The following is an 18,277-nucleotide window of genomic DNA, read 5'->3' on the forward strand; positions in this document are numbered from 1 at the left end:
ATGCAGACGAACTTCACGGCAGAACAGTTGACCGACGCGACGACCAGGCGCTCGAACGAAATTCTCAGATCGTGCGTTCACTGCGGTTTTTGCACGGCCACATGCCCTACCTACAAGGTTCTTGGCGATGAACTCGACAGCCCGCGCGGACGCATTTACCTGATCAAGGATATGATGGAAAACGGCAAGGTCCCGGACAGGCAAACGGTGAAGCATATCGACCGCTGCCTTAGTTGCCTGAGTTGCATGACCACTTGCCCTTCTGGTGTGCACTATATGCATCTCGTCGATCACGCACGGGAATACATCGAGAAAAACTACAAGCGCCGGTGGGACGACCGCGCGCTACGTTGGATTCTGGGGAAAATCCTACCTTATCCCGGTCGGTTCCGTCTCGCATTGATCGGCGGGAAGCTTGCGAAGCCGTTTCGAAGGCTGCTGCCGGACGCCCGCCTAAGGGCGATGCTTGACATGGTGCCGGCCCAAATCCCCTCACCCAGTTTCAACAACCGCCCCCAGACCTTCGCCGCCGAGACCGGCAGGCAGAAGCGCGTCGCCCTGTTGACCGGCTGCGCACAGCGCGTCCTGAACACCGACATCAACGACGCCACGATCAGGCTGTTGCAACGACACGGTTGCGAGGTCGTCATTCCCAAAGGGCTGGGTTGCTGCGGTGCGCTCACGCACCATATGGGCAAGACCGATGAGAGCCACCGCATGGCGGCCGCAAACATCCGGGCGCTCGTCGCCGAACTGGATGGCGACGGCCTCGACGCCGTCGTCATCAACACGTCCGGCTGCGGAACGACCGTGAAGGACTATGGCCACATGTTCCGCGACGATCCGCTGGCGGCAGACGCCGCGCGCGTTTCGGCTCTGGCAAAGGACATCAGCGAAGTAATGAACTCTATCGGCCTCAGGGAACCGGCCCATGCCGAGCCCCTCCGGGTAGCCTATCACGCCGCATGCTCGCTTCAGCATGGGCAACAGATCCGAGCCGCGCCCAAGGATCTGTTGAAAGCAGCAGGTTTCCAAGTGGTGGAGCCGCGCGATGGTCACATCTGTTGCGGCTCCGCCGGCATCTATAATCTGATGCAGCCCGAGATTTCGTCCCAACTCAAGTCGCGCAAGATCACGACATTGGAGGCGACCGCGCCGCAGGTTATTGGCGCCGGAAACATCGGTTGCATGATGCAGATCGGATCGGGAACGGACATTCCAGTCGTTCATATCGCCGAGCTTCTAGATTGGGCGACCGGCGGGCCCAAGCCCTTATAGGGCTGGGATGCCATAACCCCCGCGAAGAGATACGCGCCTGTCGGGGCGCAATAACGGAGCTTTGACATGACGGATCGGATCGAAGTCGGCGGGCTGCAGGTCGGTCGCAGGCTCTACTCAAACGGCGCGTTGCAGGTCGATCGCAGGCTCTACCATTTCGTCAACAAGCGCGCAATGCGGCACCGGCGTCAAACCCGCGGATTTCTGGGCCGGCTTCGGCAAGCTCGTCCACGATCTCGCGCCGAAGCCTATGAGGCGTGGAACGCCGATACCGGGCCGGAATGCGGCCTGCGGGGCCATGCGCAAGGGCATATGGGCCATGCCGGACCTGACGGCCGCCATGCTGGAGCAGAAGATCGGTCATCCGAAGGCTGGCGCGAACACCGCCTGGGTTCCGTCGCCCACCGCCGCCACGCTGCACGCCACGCACTATCACAAGGTCGACGTGAAAGCGCCGAAAGTGCTGAAGTCGCGCTAGAAGGCGAAGCTGGACGACATCCTGTCGATCCCGGTTGCCACCCGGCGCAACTGGTCGCCGGAGGACATCCAGCGCGAACTCGACAACAACGCGCAGGGCATTCTCGGCTATGTCGTGCGCTGGGTCGACCAGGGCGTCGGCTGCTCCAAGGTGCCCGACATCAACAAATTCGGCCTGATGGAGGACCGCGCGACGCTGTGCATCTCGCGCAGCATATGGCGAACTGGCTGCGACGGCATCGTCAGCGAAGCGCAGGTGACGGAGATGCCGAAGCGCACGGCCGGCGTCGTGGATCGCCAGAACGACTGCGACTGAACCGCCGCCCGATGGCACCGGATTTCGACCAGTCCATCGCCCTCCTCGCGGCAGTCGATCTGGTCATCAAGGGCCGCGCTCAGCGGAGCGGCATACCGAGCCGGTTCTGCATGCGCGCCGGCTGGAGCTGAAGGCCAAAGGGGCAGGCGATCTCGGAACAGGATAAAACAATGAAAGCCATCACGCTGCATGTCGCCAACCGCATTATCGAATCCGCGTTGGATCGAGGGCGGGAGCTCAATCTGAAGCCGCTTTCGGTCGCGGTGCTCGATGCAGGCGGTCACCTCATCGCGTTCCAGAAGCAGGATGGTTCTTCCATGCTGCGCTTCGAGATCGCCTTTGGCAAAGCCTATGGCGCCCTGGCGGTCGGCTCGGGCTCCCGCTGGCTGAACTCGGCCGCTGCCGAGCGCATTCATTTCGTACAGGCCCTGTCCGGCGTTTCCGGCGGTAAGATCGTGCCGGTTCCCGGTGGTGTCCTGATACGCGGGGAGGCGGGTGAGACCCTCGGAGCTGTTGGCATCTCCGGTGATGCATCGGCCAACGACGAAATCTGTGCTGCGCACGCTGTCGAGCAGGTGGGCCTGGTCGCGGACAAGGGCTAAAGCATTTCCAGCAAAAGCGTGAAACGGCTTTGCGTCCGGAAATGTGGCTAAAAGCGGTTCTGCCGATGAACTTTTCCAGCCGACTGGCCTCAAGTCGTCATGGCCGGCGGGCTGACCGCGCCTTGTGCTCCTTGCTTCGCGGGGTGACGAGAAAGACGCATGACCATCCTCCCAATCGACACCGCCGGCGTGTCATCGACATCGACAAACATCTGATGGCGGCGTGATCGGCGCCGCGCTGGCCCGGCGGGCATCCGTGCGGCCGAAGCCTTGATCGTGGCTGGAGTTTATGATGCAGGCTTTGCACGCTTCCGGCGGCAAAGGAGGCGCTGACCCCGTCAATCATTAGACGATCCGCGCAGTAAGGGAGGCGAAGTGATGGCAGAAGTAAGAAGGCGCTAATCTTGGCGAACAGGCAAGTGCTCGCTGAGACCGACCAAAATCGGGCTGCTTTAATCCGGTCGGTAGTTCCAGCTCTGGTCCGATACCGGCACTACCTGTAGGCGCCCGAGCTGCTCGGCAGCCAGTCGGCCGTGGCGATCTGTTCACCCGCGGGCGCATGTCGGGTTGAACCGCGAATAGACGGCGTGCCGAGATTGAAGACCTGAAAGAGAAGCCAACCGCAGACCAGCACGAGCACGACCTTGCTCAACTACGTCTTCGCTCTTGCGCTACGCGTTCAATGGGCTGACATAACCTATGTCCTGATTCGGAATCTGTCACGCAACAAGGCCGAAAGGACGAACAGACCGGGCCGACCCAACGGCGGCCCTCGGTTACTCGTTTTCGTCCTTTCGCAATTCCCGCCCGATCCAGAGGTAGGCCATTCGAAATCGCACTATTTAGCAGCTGGTTCCGGCGTCGCGAGGAGAGTCTGCCATGTGGCCAGAGCTCGGGACAAGTGTCGGTCCATCAATCCCACCGCCAAGTCGGTGTGACGGCCCTCGATGGCTTCAAGTATCTCGCAATGGTCTTCATAAGCCTTCTTGCCACGCGCGTAGTCTGAAAAGTATATTATACGGCGCTGTTTTGAAAATTCGTAAAATAACTTCACCGTGCGAAGCAGTATTGTATTGTGAGTTGCGGATATGATACCAAGATGAAACGCTGTATCCTCATCTTCAATTGTTTTTTTACTATCAATTGCAAGCTTAGTTTTGCGAAGTATTTTCTTCAGATGATCGATGTCCTGATCTCGCCTTCGGTCGCAGGAAATACGGACGCTCTGCAATTCCAGAATACTTCGCACTTCAAACACGTCCGCGGTCTCTTCAGGCTGGAACGGTAGGCCAGAAGAAGCACGAAGAACGAGGGCCTCAATGCTGCTTTCATCAGAATTTCTAAGATAAATTCCGGAGTTAGGCCTCCGCTCAATCACGCGCATCGACTCTAGAGCAGCCAAAGCCTCGCGAACGGCCCCGCGACTGACATTAAACCTGTCGGCAAAGTCACGTTCCGAAGGCAACCGTTCGCTCGGCTGATAGCGACGCTCATCGATGAACGAGAGTATTCTCCCTACAACGTTCGGGACACCGGCAATTCTATCGCCTTCAATCTTTTCAAGCATATTTTGGTCTTTTTCCAGCCGTTCGTTCATTCCAATCAGGTCCATCTCGATACACGCGGATCACTTGGCAGCTCAAGGCCAAAGTACCAGTGAAACCCAAATCGGTCTACCAAATTGGTAACTCCGATTCCGAGTCTATGTCGGGGGTCATGGAAAGGCCAGCTTGGAACGCAACGAACCTAGTGTCACTTAGCAATTGAAAGGGTTCTTCCCCACTTTGTGGGTGGCGATTTTGGTCAGGCGGCAGCACGCGTGCCCTGAGCAGCTCCAGGCCAGCTCAGCCATACATTGCACGCTTGATTGCCTTCAGGCGGATGATTTGGCCTTCCGCTTGGCCGTTGCTCCAGGGCAGCTCAATGGCGTTGTAGACGGCGTCAAGATCGCGGTGCAAGACGCGTGCGAACCGCTCAATTGCGACCAAACGCGAGTTAACGGCATCGTCAATCCAGCTGTCGAGCCTGTCCGGATCGCGGCTGCAAAGATTCCGCAGAAGCGCATGCCAAGGCTGCGCATCAAAACGAACTCAGGCGAGCCCTGATTCAAAGCATCGACCCTTCTCGCCTGGCTGATCGTCAGCATGCTTCGCGGCTTCATGCAAGAGGGCAGCTGCGCCTACCGGCGAGATCACATGGCCGGTCTCCGGATCGCATATCGGGACAGCATCGCGGCCCGGTTAGGGCAAATGCCGAAAGCTGGTCCGGCGGTGGAAACAACCCAGCTGTCATCGTCAGGGAGCGAGATACCCAAAACTTTGACCCCTGGGCCGGGCGACCATTTCGTTTTCGTTTTCGCTTGCATGCCCGCTCATAGCGGCAGCATGTCTAACGGCAAGTGAACACGCAAAGTGAGGAAGACCCAACAAACTGAGAATCGCACTGAGAATTTGGCACTTATCCGAGAACGCCGCGATGACTATAATGGCGGTTTTGGCTGAGTGCATCAGCATTAGGAGATCTTACAAAGGGTTGCTCCGTGTCAGCAGCCGTTAAGCGCCAAGACCCGTCCAAAAGATTCTCAGATTAATTGCCACAACTCGCCGGACCACCTGCATTCTGACGATTAAGTGCCAACCGACAGCCCCTGGCCGACGGACGTGCGCTGCCGGAAACAAATCGGCACGTCCTCTCGAAATCATGGCCCGGCTTGGAACGCCCGAGGCCCTAGTTGATCGATGATGCCAAGCCCGACGATCTATGTGGAGCAGTGCGCCGCCGAATCGAGAAAGACTACCGTCGAGATAGCGTCAGCAGGCGTTGGTATCGGGTGTCCTTCTCAAGACGTGGGCTCTTCTCGGCAATATGCATCAAGGCACGATCCAGCCCGTTTGGAACAATCGCCCCCTCCTCCGTCCCCACTGTTTTATCCAGTATCGACAGGAACGCGGCGGCATCTTCAGCGGAATCCACGCCACTGATTGTCTTATCCGACCGATCCAACACGCCATACTCATAGAGTGACCAGGTATCGAATGGTGTGAGGTATGGGAGGATGAGGTTTGTCGCTTCCGCAAAATGTGGTCTGGCCTTTGCTGGGAAGTCCGCGAGTGCGTCCGACAATGCGGGGGATGACAATGTCAGCTCCTTCGGCCAGACGTCTTCAAACACCTCCTTGATTAAGGCGAACCGTTGCGACGGGGTCGGCGGTGGTTCGACGCCTGGGTTCTCGAGATAGTTTTTCATGGCCCGGAGAGCATTTGTGCGGACTTCGTCTCCCCCTATGCGCAACAGCTGCTGCGTAAGGCGGATCGGAATGGCAGGATCGCGACTTTCGCGCTTGTCCAGGATCGTCGCGTAAATTGCTCTTCTGGCAAGGGCGCCACGAACTTCCGCAGCCATCTCGTTTCCCGCTGCCACTTCAACCAGCATCGGACCGACCTGTACCAAAACATCGCGGGCGGGCATGTATCGGGTATCTGCGAAGGCCCGCCATAGGTCGCCGTTCTCGCCGCGTGCCTCAAGCAATGGCGCCAGCAAGTTTTTCCGTGTCCAGGCCTGATCGGCCGACCAAAAATATTCGAAGAACATCATCGTCTGGTATTGCGCTTGAAGCTTCGCTTCACCCGTTGCCTGTTCTAGGGATAGAAGTGCCTCTGACCAAGGCGGTTGCGCGAGTGTCCCGGGTTTAAAGGCTGGTATTGCTCTAATGAGCCCGTGGACTAGCTGGCCGACGGGCGTCGAGTACGACCGATCGCCCAGCCGGCTATCGGACCCCGGCGCTCTGTTGGTTTCAATAACAGCCACGGGCCAAAGCGCGAGCCACGCGCGGATGTAATCGCCTTCGCCATTCAACAGGCGGTCCCAGGTCGAGATCCACGTGGTAAGGCCCGATAGGGCCTCCTGCAGCGTTTTCACGTCCGTGCCGGCGATCTCACCGCACGCCCTCAGCGCTGTAGGAACTAGCGCTTGGTCCTCCGCGGTGGCGGTATCTCTCCCCGCATTAATGTCCTGCGGCCGGAAACTGTAGCCGAATGCTTGCCAAACTTTCGCACGAGCCGGCGAGTATGGTTTACCTGCAAGCAGGTCCAGGATCAGGTCTGGATTGCGGCCTATATAGTCGGATGCAGCTCGGCTGTTGTTGTCCCATCCATCGTCGCCCAGCTGTCGCGCTAGTTCTTCAATCAAACGCGACGGAGGAACATCAGCGAACGCGGGATCGCCGCCTCGATCATCTTTGAATGACCTCACGCCCGCCGCGAAGTCTTGCGTGACGGATGCCAAAGCGATTTGCTGAGGTTGCTCCGAAGCTGCTTTTTGCAGCCAGTCTTCGGCCTTGGCGGAAAGGTGCCCGCCGGCGAGCTTTATGCGCTGAAGTTCCGTCATGCTGAGCCGGACCAGAGCATTTTTAGCTTCGTCTTTCCCGAGGCGCTTTCTTAGACGCCCCGCCGGTTCTCCTTTTAGTATTCGCCGTTCCAGCTGTTGGGTAACCTCTTCCGGAAGCGAGTTCCAACGTACTGCCCGCAACTCGGCAATCTCCGGAAACGCGTGTGGCCACCAGAATTCTTGGTCATCGAGTTTTGTGAGGAACTCGGCGACGTCAGTTGCTCCGATCATTGATTCGTCGCGTGCGACAGCCGCCCATAGGCGCTTGTAGAGCTTTGAGCGATCAGTATCCCACGAAGACACGACGCGAGAAGCTGCCTTCTTGTCGAGCAGCGCGAGGCGTTTCACGACCGCGAAAAGAAGCTTGGTGGTGGGTGCAAAGCCCTGTTTGTGGCGATCTGGCTCGCCCCCGCCGTCAGCGAATTGCTCTGGCGGCACGTAATATACGCGCTGGACAAGCCAGCTCATCGGATCTGCGTCGCCGATGTAACCAATCCGACGGGCTTGGTTCAGCCCGCTCAAAAGAGCAGCATTCAGCGCAACAGCGAGCTCGAACAGAAAGTCCCTGTCTTCCGACTCGCCAAGACCTATCTCCTCCGGCGCAATGCCCCGTCCGCCTTCCATCGACACCCAGAAAATGTCGCGGACGCGCTTTGGCTTCTTGGGCAGCTTGTGCCCGAACGCTTCATATTTCTTGCCGTTCTCAACTCGAATCCACGGCCTGACCGCGGCGACTATGAGACTGATAATCTCGGTGGGGCTACCGCCGGTTCTCAGTTCGTGTTTTATCAGAAGCCGATCTTGAGAGGCGTCTCCCGAAGGACCGTCCCAGAACTCGAAGAGATATTGCCATGCTTGCAGATAAGGCTCGGCAATTTCTTTCACCCTGTATTCGACCAAATCCCGCAGCGCCGTTCGCTCCGCAATCTGGTCTGGGCGCAGTGTTAGCGCCCACTCAAGAATACTCCGGTCGGACAGGCGCTCGATCGCGAAAGCTCGAGTGTTCTGAGCGATTTTCGCGTCCACATCGTTAAGTCTCGCGGTTCTCATCTATCGCCCTCGCGCTAAATCGCGGACCAACTGGTTGAGGATGCCAAGCCATTTCGGCGAGGCATCCTTAGATGCGAGGAGCCTGCTGAGTTCGGCCTGTTCGCTCGGATTTGATCGTCCAATGTAGTAGCGAATAAACGACTGCGCAGCTTGGCCACCCGGGCCGTCGGGATCAAGTTTGGCGATCGCCACTAATTGCTTCTGGATCCGGGACGCGTTCCGTTTGTCCGGGATAATCTCGGACCAGCGGGTCAGGACTGCCCCAAGAGCTTTGTGGTTGTCCGCTTTGTCATAGGGGATCGGTGTAATCCCACGTGACTTCCATTCGACGGGCGTCCGCTGATCCGTCGGATCGCAACCGACGAATGCATAGCGTGGTTTCAGGTCGACGAAGTGCCGCTCGTCCGCAGCGATTGCGTTGAGCAGGTACCGGACTGGCGAGTCATTGGCGCTGTAACCGACCAGCACCAAGTGGAAAATGCGGGCTGCATCGTAAAGGAACGACGTGATGATATGCCGCCGCAAATACGCGTCGCCGAAATCCTGATCGGTCAATATGAGAGCCGATCCACGCTGAGATTTGAGCGGCAGCATGCCGTGTATGTGCAGTATTCCCGAAAACTCCGTGCTGCGGCTGGGATTTGGGATTTCACCGAGAGCATAGGCGTCGGCAGAATACTTCTCGCGCTTTGCCGCGATGCTAAGGAGGCGGTCGAAGTTCGTGGTGACGAGCAGGGTTTCTCCGTACCTCTGCCCGAGGCGCACTAGCGCCGTGTGTAAAGGGTTGGGTTCGACTGTCCGCTCCAGGACCTTCCGTGCGGCGCGGCGCAGGGTGCTCATTTTGCTTGGGTCGCCATCGATCCGACGTTCCAGCATGCCGAGGACCACGTCATATTCATTCTGCGCGAAGAATTTTAGCTCCGTCCGCTGCTGGTCCGTTAACATTCCAGTGATCTCGTGCCACTTCGGCGGATCCGTCTTCTTCCGAAGCTCCGCCAAAGGCGCCTTCATTGCGGGGTCGATCTCCGCATAGATGTCTGCAACCAGACCCCCGAAGTCGGGAAGTGACGATGGCGGGGGGTAAGATGCACCAGCACCAACGATGAAAAGGACCTCGCCACGATCTCTGGCAACGAGCAATTCCGGAGGGAGTGGCGGGAGGTCGGCGCCAAGAACAATGGGTGGGGTCATACGGACAGATACGTTGATTCGAGCGAGGCAATCTCAGCTTCTATAATCAAAGTTGCACGGAACGCTAATTGAAATTAATCGGAGATTTTTGAGCGCCAAGGGGTTTCACGAGAGGCGTTACACCGAGATCCTGTGGACGAACGAGGCGACGCTGTGGCTTTTACTTCCAGATTTCAATCCGGGGAATGTCATACGCCAGTTGGGTTCTGGCGCTAAACTGGCGACGATTTTCCGCTAATGATTTCAGCGAGGCCCTTTGCCAAAGCGATTTCACGATCGAAGTTCGCCGGCGGCGCGCCCGGTCTCGGACGAGCACTGGTTGATGGCGCGTCGAATGGCCCGCGAGCTGGACAAAATCCTGGATGGCGGCAATCCAAGGCGGGCTGCCATCAAACGCGCTGCGGCTGAACTGCGGCTCACCACCCGGCAAATCTACAATCTCCTCGCCCGCTATCGCGCCGATCGGACAGTGACCAGCTTGCTTCCTCGCACTGCGACCAGTCGGCGCAAGCGGCTGCCGGAACACGTGGAGGCGATCATCGCCGCCACACTTCGCGAGAAGTGGCTGACGCTCGAGCCGACCCCACTTGCTCCCGTGGTCGACGAGATCCGCGCGCGCTGCGAGGAAGCCGGTCTTGCCGTTCCCTCATATGTGACGGTCGCTCGGCGCATCCCGATGTTGTTTTCGCCTGAAGAGATCGCGAAGAAGCGATCGGCCAATCCAAAGCACTTGCTGCGGCTGAAGCCGCGTCCCGGCTATATCCATGCGCCGCACCCGCTCGCCGTCTGCCAAATCGACCATACGCCGACCGACATCCATTTCGTGGAGGTGGTCGATGGCGCCGGTGTGTTCGTCGGCCGACCCTATTTGACTGTCATCACCGACGTGGCGACGCGATCCATTCTCGGCTTCTGCCTCACCTTGGAAAAGCCGTCGGCTCTATCCGTTGCGCTTTGTCTCGCCCAAGCCATGTGTCCGAAAGATACATGGCTTGCAGCGCGCAATCTCAATCACGCCTGGCCGATGTTCGGTCGACCGCAGCTGCTCGTCACGGACTCGGCAATGGAGTTCAAGGGACACGCCTTCCAGCGAGGATGTGACGATTATGGGATCAGGATCCGATATCGCGATCGCGGCCGGGTCCATCAAGGCGGCGTGGTTGAACGGCTGCTGGGAAAGCTCAACGTGGTCCTCGCCACCTACCCGGGCTCTTCGGGCCGTTCGGTGGCCCACCGCGACGAATATCCATCCGAGCGGCGCGCCTGCCTGAGCTTCGCCGATCTGGAGCGCTGCGTTGCGCTGGCCGTGATCGATCACAACCTGCAGGAAAATTCCAAGACCCTGAAGGTTCCCATGACGGAATGGCAGCACAACGCAACCGCCCTGCCTCATTTCGACGATGACCCGCAGCGCGTGTTGTTGTCGTTCTTGCCGGGGACGGAAAGGCAATTGTCACCGCAAGGGATCAACATGTTCGCCATGCACTATTATTCACCGTGGCTGAGCGCCGTCGTTCCCGAGCGTGACCGGCTCGGAAGGCTTGAGGTGCGATACGACCCCCGTGACATCAGCCATGTTTACATCCGTGACCCGGAAAACCGACAGTTTCGGCCGGTCGAGCGACGCGACGGCCAACTGACGTCAGTGACGATGTGGGAGCATGCGGCGGAACGCACCCGTCGGCGTGCGGCAAACCACCGCTCAAGCACTGAGAAGGTGGCGCTCCGCCGCGAGATTGCAGCCATTGTGCAATCGGCGAAACCCTCCAGGCGTCAGTTGCGTGATGCTGTCCGCAAGGCCCATGCCGCCGCGGCGGAAAAGCCTTATGCCATTATGCAGCAGCCGGCACTTCCTCCCGCCGAGCATCCCACGCGTCAGAAGAGCCGGTTGCCGGTGGAGGATTGGTAGCAATAGTGGATCATTTGCTCGAGCATGTCCGGCCGTATCTTGATCGTGATCAGGAGGAAAGGATCGCCTACATCCGTGCCCCACGGTGGATCGGGCATCATGCCGCCCAGGATAGCCATCGGCGACTTGCCGAGCTTCTGTTACGGCCGCCGTCTTTGCGAACCCAGGGGCTGATGTTGGTCGGCCCCTACGCCAACGGTAAGACGATGATTGCCGAGCGGTTCGCCGTCGAACACCTGAGAACCTCGCCCAATCAAAGGGTATGGATAGCCCAGACACGCGAAGGCGCTGGCCTTGGCCATTTCTATGCCAGTATTCTGCAGGCACTGCGGGCTCCAGGTGGCGATATGTGGAACCTCGGCCGCAAGACCGAACAACTCGACCACTTGCTGTTCAGCCTCAAACCGAGGGTGCTGATTTTCGACGAATTTCACAATGCGTTGCGGGGCCGTGCGCGCGACGTCGAAGCTGTCTTTGCCTTCCTGCGGCGGATCGGGCGTCAATACGACATCTCACCGGTGCTAATCGGTGAGGTGGCCGTCTGCGATTTCATCAATGCGACCAGCGAGATGGCAAGCCGCTTTGACCTTGTCCCAGTTCCACGTTGGCAATATGACGAGAACTATCTCATGCTGCTCGACAGTCTCGAAGCCGCTTTGCCGCTGGCCAAAAGCTCGGATCTGTCGACCGAAACGTTGGCCCGGCTAATATTCAGCCTGTCGGAAGGCCTGATCGGTGAAATCGTCACCATCGTGGCGAAGGCGGCGATCGCGGCAATCACATCCGGGACCGAACGCATCAGCAAAGCCAACATCGACGCGCTGCGCTATGTGCCGATCTCACAGCGGCGCAACTCCCCTCTGCGTCAGAGCCTTCTGTGATGGTCATCGATTCTCCCGGCCTGACAATCGGCATCCGCGAGCGATACCGCGATGTCGTTTCGGAAAAGTGGCCCGTCATCGTCACGCCGCAGGCCGACGAATTGCTATCGAGCTGGCTGCACCGACTTGCATTTGCGAACGGCATTGCGCCTCGACCGTTCGCCCGCGTACTCGGGCTTAATGCAGGGATGTGGTCGGCCGCCCTGGACCTCAAGCTCCCGGCCGACATTGCAACCCTTCTCCAAGCCCACACCGGGATTTCGGAAGACCAACTCTCGGCGATGTCGCTAACTGGATCGCCGCTGAAGCCGCTCTTGCTGCCATTGCGAAACAACGGACGTCGCGACAGTTCGCGGTGGCTGCAGTTCTGTTCTCGATGCCTGGCTGAGGATGCACAGCCATATTTTCGGCGACGATGGCGGTTGGCAACCAAAGCTTGCTGTTCAAAACATGGTTGCGGGTTGCGCGATCGATGCCCATCGTGCCGCAGCCGTGTTGCGGGTTTCGATCAGACTGAACTCGTTCCGCAACATCATTGTGCCCGCTGCGGCTATGACCTGCGTCGGGCATCGATTGTCGGTGTCGGTCCAGAGGCAAAACGGCTTGACCGCTGCATCGACGATATCTGCCGACTGGAAGCGATAACCGGTTCGATGCCAAGCGTTACCCTCGTTCGGCGCCTGCTTGGCATGCCAAGTGTTGCCGGTATTTATGCGACATCGTCCCTGACCAGCCTGTCCACGTCGACGCGAATTCGCTGCATCGAACGGCTCGCAATGCGACCCAGTGACTGGTTGACGGTCGATGATGATGTTGTGATCACCCATTGGCGACGGCTCATCCTGTCGGCGGGTGGTCACCTTCCCTTGATCACGCTGCTTGCGGATGCCCTCAAACGCCGTAGGCAGCAACCTTCCATCGCACGCCTTCCTCCGGCGGCAGACATGTCAGGATTATTGGGTGCCTATGCGGGTATCAGGAGAAGTCCTCATCGTCGGTCGGCTCGAACTCACGACCGGCCCGGCGATTACCCAGTAGCTGGCGGAAAGCGGGGTTAGTGGTGGTCCGGATGCGCGGTGTGGGACTTAAGCGCGAGCTGTCTTTGGTCTATGTTGACGCATGACAGGACTTTGGGAAGTGGACTGCGGCGTTGGCAGGTTGGGACGACACTTCTGACGAGATTGCGCGGATTCGGCGACGCTTGGCTGATCTCGATGCTGAGCGTCTGGAGCTTGTGTGCACGTTAGAATCGCTGGAGAAAAAGGTCACATCCGATAGCTACTCGCCTGAACGGCCGTCGTCTGTCGATGCCCCTGTTACCAACAGCTCACCGTCGAGGGAGAAGGTGGAGTTATTCCGGCAGCTGTTTGCCGGGCGCCCCGACGTCTTCCCGGTACGATGGGAAAATAGAAAGGATGGACGCACTGGCTATTCGCCATCCTGTTCCAACGAGTGGGCGAAAGGAATCTGCGGCAAGCCGAAGGTGAAATGTGGGGACTGCCCGCATCAGGCGTTCATCCCGTATTCCGAGGATATCATCGAAAAGCACCTTCGTGGCGGCGATGCCCGCTCAAGCGACTTTGTTGCTGGCGTATATCCATTGTTGCAAGATGAGACATGCTGGTTCCTTGCTGCTGACTTCGACAAGGAAAGCTGGGCGGACGATACCAGAGCGTTGCTGGCAACCTGTCATGCAAAAGGAATTGCCGCAGCCCTCGAACGGTCGAGGTCGGGAAACGGCGGCCATGTCTGGATATTCTTCTCAGAACCCGTTCCCGCGAAGATCGCCCGACAACTGGGGGCCGCGCTGATAACAGAGACGATGGAGAACCGCCCTGAGATCGGCTTCACATCTTATGATCGCTTCTTTCCCAATCAGGATACGATGCCAATTGGCGGCTTCGGTAATCTGATCGCGCTTCCCCTGCAAAGGAAAGCCCGTGAAAATGGCAACAGCGTTTTTGTCGATGGCGACCTGCAACCCTACGATGACCAGTGGGCATACCTGTCGTCTTTACCCAGGTTGTCGGCGGACGAAGTCTTCAGGATCGCCGACGAAGCCGAATTGTCGGGGCGGGTCTTGGGCGTCCGGATGCCAGTCGATGACGAACATGCCGATGAGCCGTGGAAGATGTTGCCGTCACGTCGGAGCGAGCCGCGGCGAATTGAGGCTGCTATCCCGCAAAGCATCAAGGTCGTGATCGCCGACCAGGTTTACATCGATAGGACCGAGCTTCCGTCCGCGCTGATTGCGCAGTTCGTGCGCCTGGCAGCATTCCAGAACCCGGAATTCTATCGTGCACAAGCAATGCGATTGCCGACATTCGGCAAGCCTCGGATCATCTCCTGTGCCGAGCTTCACCCACGCCATGTCGCGCTGCCACGAGGCTGCTTCGACGAAATTGTAGAGCTGATCAGGAGCCATGGCGCGAGCGCCATTCTGGAGGATCTCCGCGAAGATGGAGAGGCTCTACCCGCCGGCGTCTCGTTCCAAGGGGAACTGCGACGGCCACAATCGCGAGCCTTTGAGGCCCTTGTCGCCAACGATAACGGCGTGCTCGCAGCCACGACTGCCTTCGGTAAGACAGTTGTCGCAGCTGCACTCATAGCGCATCGGAGCCGCAACACGCTGGTTCTTGTTCACCGCAGAGAGCTTCTCACCCAATGGGTAGAGCGTCTGAGTTCCTTCCTGAGCATCGACCCAAAGCAGATCGGCATCATCGGTGGCGGGAAAAGGAAGCCGACAGGGATCGTTGATGTGGCGCTGATCCAAAGCCTGGTTCGCAATGGCGAGGTCGATGACATCGTGGGAAATTACGGTCATCTGATTGTCGACGAGTGCCACCATCTGTCCGCTGCAAGTTTTGAACTTGTCGCTCGCAGATCCAAGGCGCGATATGTCGTCGGCTTATCTGCCACCGTTGCCCGAAAGGACGGTCATCATCCGATCATCTTCATGCAATGCGGCCCCGTTCGCCATCGGGTCGATGCAAGAGTTCAAGCTGCCGAGCGTGGTATTCGCCACCGTGCCCGCGACCGTTCGACGAAGTTTGAGTTGCCAGCGTCACTCGTCTCGGCAGAGCGCCCGTCAATGCCAGCGATCTATGCGGCCCTTGCGCAGGACCAAGGCCGAAATGACCTGATATTCGATGACGTGTTGAAATCCCTCGAGGCCAAACGTTCGCCCATCCTGCTGACGGAGCGTAAGGATCACCTCGACTATCTGCAGCAGAAGTTCTCGCCGTTCGTGAAAAATCTGGTGGTGCTACGCGGCGGCATGTCGGCGAAGGATCGCAAGCAGGCCAACACGGCCTTGAATGTCGCGGATGATGATGAGCGCCTGATACTTGCGATAGGCCGCTACATCGGGGAAGGCTTCGATGACGCCCGGCTCGACACGTTGTTCCTGACCATGCCGATCGCCTGGAAGGGAACTCTGGCGCAGTATGTCGGCCGTCTGCATCGTCAGCATGATGGCAAGCGGGACGTTTTGGTGGTCGACTATGTCGATAACACCGTTCCGGTTCTGGCTCGGATGGCAGCGAAACGACGCGTGGGTTATCGGGCGCTCGGCTATGTGATCGAGTAGCTGGCGCGGCTTAAGGTCAGTGGAGCGGCCATGGCAGTGCGTCATGCCCACCAAATGCGCTTACAGCTAGTTGTAGCGGCTTGCCAACATAAGCGCCTCTGCTCGCAAACATCGGCATTTTCTGCTCGAATTATCTGACAATGGAGCGGGCGTCGTGCTCACGCTCTTTNNACGGCATGGTCAAACCGGGACGCCTGCCTGTCGTAGTTGCTCGGTCAGCTGACGGGAATATTCGGGATCAAGGGTGCCCGCCAGGAAGGCGCGGATATCCGACGGCCGAGCATTGAGGTGCGTGACCAGAGCCGTCGCATCGTAACCATTTCGGGTCAACGTCGGTTCGAGATCGTCGATGGCGCGGGACAGGACCTGCTCGACGATTTCGGCGGTAACCGGCTTGGCGCCGAGGCGAAAGCCCTGCTCGAATGCGAGGGTGAGATGCATCTCGATCTGAAGCGGCGTGCGCAAACGTTCGGCGATGAGGTCGATGGCTTCTTCCTCGAGGAGTTCGCCAACCTTTACGCCTTCGGCCGCACAGGCGCCAAGCAGCCAGGCAACATAGTCGCGGCGCGCGGAGCCGATCCCCTCGTAGTCAAAAATGGTCGTGCGGTAGCCAATCTCCTCCATTTGCGGCCGGCGCAGATCATTGCGCAACCGGGGATGCCCGACAAGAAGTACGGAAAGGAGCACGCCGGCGTCGGCGACCACCTCCATCAGTCGCTTCAGGCCGGTTAAGGTCTTGTGGTGCAGGTCATGGGCCTCGTCGACCACGAGGACGATCGGCCGTTTGCCTTTTTTCATGATGTCGCGCAGGTCGCGCTCCCGGCGCTCGGCCTGCTTGGGGATCTTGACCTGCGCACGATCGCCGGGAGACAAGTCGTAGAACAGGGCTTCAATGAGCGATGGCAGCGAAGTGCGCCGCTTGTCGACCGCCAGCGATTTGGCGAGTGCGACCTTGCCGGCTTTGGTGAGTTCGGCCTCGATGCGGCGCAAAAGGTGGGTTTTCCCCGAACCGACCAGGCCGGAGACCACGACAAGCCGACCGGTCTGGACGGCCGCACACACCTCGCGGATGATCGTGCGCTGATGCTCGGTCTCAAAGTTGCCGGCCCCTTGGAAAGGCCGGTCGAGGCCGTAACTGGATTGAACGTCAGCGAGCATCATTCTTCCTTTCTTCGCGCCTGGAAGCGTTCGCGGATACGGGCCGCGATCATCTTTTTGTCGAGTGTTTCTCCAAGCAGTTCATTGATGAAGGCGCGGTCACCGGCATTCATCGCGCCGATCGGCCGGCCGAGCTGGTCGGCGATGGCCCCACGGGCTGCGAGGCCATTTGGATAAGCGGTCTCTATTGCGGGTTCCGGAAACGGTGTCCGCCGTACACTCAGCCCAGCCGTGGTCGGGGGCAGCGAAGGCAATGGACGATCCCCGCCGGTGACCGCGGCGCGGGGGAGCCCAAGTTGGTCTGCCAGGCGCACCACCTTGTCGAGCCGCTCTTCGAGCTTGCTCTTCTGGTATTTGCGATAGCGAAAGAGGGGAACCGCCCCGCGCGAAGGTTGGAATGGACCGAAGCGCTTGCCCTCATGCTCGACGAACAGTTCCTGATCGAACAGGCCCCAGAGCAAGGTCACCGTTTCGCCGGCAAGTTCGGGCTCGACCTCATAGGATGCGCCTTCGACCGATACGGTCGCGTCTCCAGCAACCGTCCGTCGTTCCGGTTCGCGCGCAAAGGCGCAGAACCGCTCCCAGGAGCACATCGCCCGCACCCCGTCAGGAGGAAGATGCCGCAGCCAATCCTCGATGCGTGCATGAGACTCTGTGCGATGGTCGCCGTTATTGTAGGTGACCAAGGCGCGCCTGAGCCAAAGGTTGGCTTCCTCTTCGTCCTTCGGCTTGTGGAAATGATAGAGGGTCTCGTGCACTTCCTTGATCGTGCGAAACGGCCGCTCGACCTTGCCTTTCGCTCGCGCCGGCGTGCGCCGCTCGCTGTCCGACGGGGGCATATGCGTGAGAACCCGGACACCAAGGCTACCCATGACGGACTGGAAAACGCGCGAGCGGCTCACCGGCCCGTTATCCATATGGATGGTCGTTGGAATCCCCTGAAGCGGCAGTTCCGGTTCAGGCTTGGCGGCGAAGGCATTGTAGAGAAAGCGCAAGGCGGACTCCGCGTCCTCGCCGTAGACGGAGCGGTATTCCTGATAGCTCGCGCCGGAGCGATCATCGACCACGGAGAACAGCATCAGCGTCGGCCGGCCGCGCCCTTCCTCGACCCAAAGCGGCGCTTCCACCTGCTTCAGGTCGGACGGGCTCATGTCGAAGTGCCAGAGTTCGTTGGAACGCCGCGCCTGGAATCGGACGGCAGCCACCGGGCGGGTGACGCGCGCATAATCCAGGCCGGAAACACGCAGCAGCCGATCGACCGTTGCGCGTTTCAAGATGCCGGGCGGTGCACGGACCAGGCCATCGGGCGTCACCACGCCGTCTTCCTCAAGCAGCTTGATGGCGCGCGCCGTGGAGATATGCCGCCCCTTCCGGTTCGCCGTTCTGATCTTCAGGGCCGCGATGATTTCGGCATAGGTTTCCATCTCCGGCTGCGGGGCG

The 18,277-nt window shown here is 59.3% G+C and carries 11 protein-coding genes and 3 pseudogenes; 7 read left to right on the forward strand and 7 right to left on the reverse strand.

Features of this window, described 5'->3' with window-relative positions:
* The 3 genes and pseudogenes from glcF (at position 1) to ASC75_RS06590 (ending at position 2,673) form a co-directional block, all read left to right on the forward strand.
* Positions 1–1,278, forward strand: coding sequence for a glycolate oxidase subunit GlcF (gene glcF, locus ASC75_RS06580; protein ID WP_036588657.1), 1,278 nt, complete (start codon positions 1–3; stop codon positions 1,276–1,278).
* Between the two features lie 246 nt (positions 1,279–1,524).
* Positions 1,525–2,237, forward strand: a pseudogene (locus ASC75_RS06585) (malate synthase G); the annotation flags it as partial.
* A gap of 4 nt (positions 2,238–2,241) precedes the next feature.
* A complete protein-coding gene (locus ASC75_RS06590) occupies positions 2,242–2,673 on the forward strand; it encodes a heme-binding protein (protein WP_036588654.1) in 432 nt (143 codons plus the stop codon).
* Between the two features lie 493 nt (positions 2,674–3,166).
* Here the strand turns inward: ASC75_RS06590 and ASC75_RS25915 are convergent, their stop codons facing one another.
* The 5 genes and pseudogenes from ASC75_RS25915 to ASC75_RS06605 form a co-directional block, all read right to left on the reverse strand.
* Complete coding sequence (locus ASC75_RS25915) at positions 3,167–3,325, reverse strand: hypothetical protein (protein WP_155269259.1); 159 nt, start codon at positions 3,323–3,325, stop codon at positions 3,167–3,169.
* Positions 3,326–3,511: 186 nt separating this feature from the next.
* Complete coding sequence (locus ASC75_RS06595) at positions 3,512–4,270, reverse strand: FadR/GntR family transcriptional regulator (RefSeq protein ID WP_328589415.1); 759 nt, start codon at positions 4,268–4,270, stop codon at positions 3,512–3,514.
* Between the two features lie 247 nt (positions 4,271–4,517).
* Positions 4,518–4,901 (reverse strand): annotated as a pseudogene (locus ASC75_RS25215) (transposase); the annotation flags it as partial.
* A 565-nt stretch (positions 4,902–5,466) separates the two neighbouring features.
* Positions 5,467–8,085 (reverse strand): hypothetical protein, encoded by a 2,619-nt coding sequence (locus ASC75_RS06600; RefSeq protein WP_156381132.1) that lies wholly within the window; start codon positions 8,083–8,085, stop codon positions 5,467–5,469.
* Positions 8,086–8,109: 24 nt separating this feature from the next.
* A complete protein-coding gene (locus tag ASC75_RS06605) occupies positions 8,110–9,300 on the reverse strand; it encodes an SIR2 family protein (RefSeq protein WP_036588642.1) in 1,191 nt (396 codons plus the stop codon).
* Between the two features lie 334 nt (positions 9,301–9,634).
* Between ASC75_RS06605 and ASC75_RS06610 the strand changes: the two genes are divergently transcribed.
* From ASC75_RS06610 to ASC75_RS06620, 4 genes are all read left to right on the forward strand, one after another.
* Positions 9,635–11,209 (forward strand): transposase family protein, encoded by a 1,575-nt coding sequence (locus ASC75_RS06610; RefSeq protein WP_244487771.1) that lies wholly within the window; start codon positions 9,635–9,637, stop codon positions 11,207–11,209.
* Between the two features lie 2 nt (positions 11,210–11,211).
* Positions 11,212–12,090, forward strand: a complete 879-nt coding sequence (locus ASC75_RS06615; RefSeq protein ID WP_036588738.1) for a TniB family NTP-binding protein — start codon at positions 11,212–11,214, stop codon at positions 12,088–12,090.
* The gene (locus ASC75_RS25220) at positions 12,090–13,148 is read left to right on the forward strand and encodes a TniQ family protein (protein WP_080692107.1); all 1,059 of its coding nucleotides are present in this window, start codon (positions 12,090–12,092) and stop codon (positions 13,146–13,148) included. The genes ASC75_RS06615 and ASC75_RS25220 overlap by 1 nt, the downstream gene beginning before the upstream one ends.
* A gap of 143 nt (positions 13,149–13,291) precedes the next feature.
* A complete protein-coding gene (locus ASC75_RS06620; protein WP_200943438.1) occupies positions 13,292–15,679 on the forward strand; it encodes a DEAD/DEAH box helicase in 2,388 nt (795 codons plus the stop codon).
* Positions 15,680–15,859: 180 nt separating this feature from the next.
* On the opposite strand, the gene ASC75_RS06625 is transcribed toward ASC75_RS06620, so the two are convergent.
* The gene (locus ASC75_RS06625; protein WP_003501092.1) at positions 15,860–16,840 is read right to left on the reverse strand and encodes an AAA family ATPase; all 981 of its coding nucleotides are present in this window, start codon (positions 16,838–16,840) and stop codon (positions 15,860–15,862) included.
* Positions 16,837–18,264 (reverse strand): annotated as a pseudogene (locus ASC75_RS06630) (IS481 family transposase); the annotation flags it as partial. The pseudogene ASC75_RS06630 and the gene ASC75_RS06625, both read right to left, overlap by 4 nt.
* Between the last annotated feature and the right edge of the window lie 13 nt (positions 18,265–18,277).

It is taken from the genome of Aminobacter sp. DSM 101952, assembly GCF_001424795.1.
GTDB lineage: Bacteria > Pseudomonadota > Alphaproteobacteria > Rhizobiales > Rhizobiaceae > Aminobacter > Aminobacter aganoensis.

Coding starts and splice junctions, on each gene's coding strand:
- ASC75_RS06590 (WP_036588654.1), top strand. CDS start 2,242: ATGAAAGCCATCACGCTGCATGTCGCCAACCGCATTATCGAATCCGCG.
- ASC75_RS06595 (WP_328589415.1), bottom strand. CDS start 4,270: ATGAACGAACGGCTGGAAAAAGACCAAAATATGCTTGAAAAGATTGAA.
- glcF (WP_036588657.1), top strand. CDS start 1: ATGCAGACGAACTTCACGGCAGAACAGTTGACCGACGCGACGACCAGG.
- ASC75_RS25220 (WP_080692107.1), top strand. CDS start 12,090: ATGGTCATCGATTCTCCCGGCCTGACAATCGGCATCCGCGAGCGATAC.
- ASC75_RS06610 (WP_244487771.1), top strand. CDS start 9,635: ATGGCCCGCGAGCTGGACAAAATCCTGGATGGCGGCAATCCAAGGCGG.
- ASC75_RS06625 (WP_003501092.1), bottom strand. CDS start 16,840: ATGATGCTCGCTGACGTTCAATCCAGTTACGGCCTCGACCGGCCTTTC.
- ASC75_RS06605 (WP_036588642.1), bottom strand. CDS start 9,300: ATGACCCCACCCATTGTTCTTGGCGCCGACCTCCCGCCACTCCCTCCG.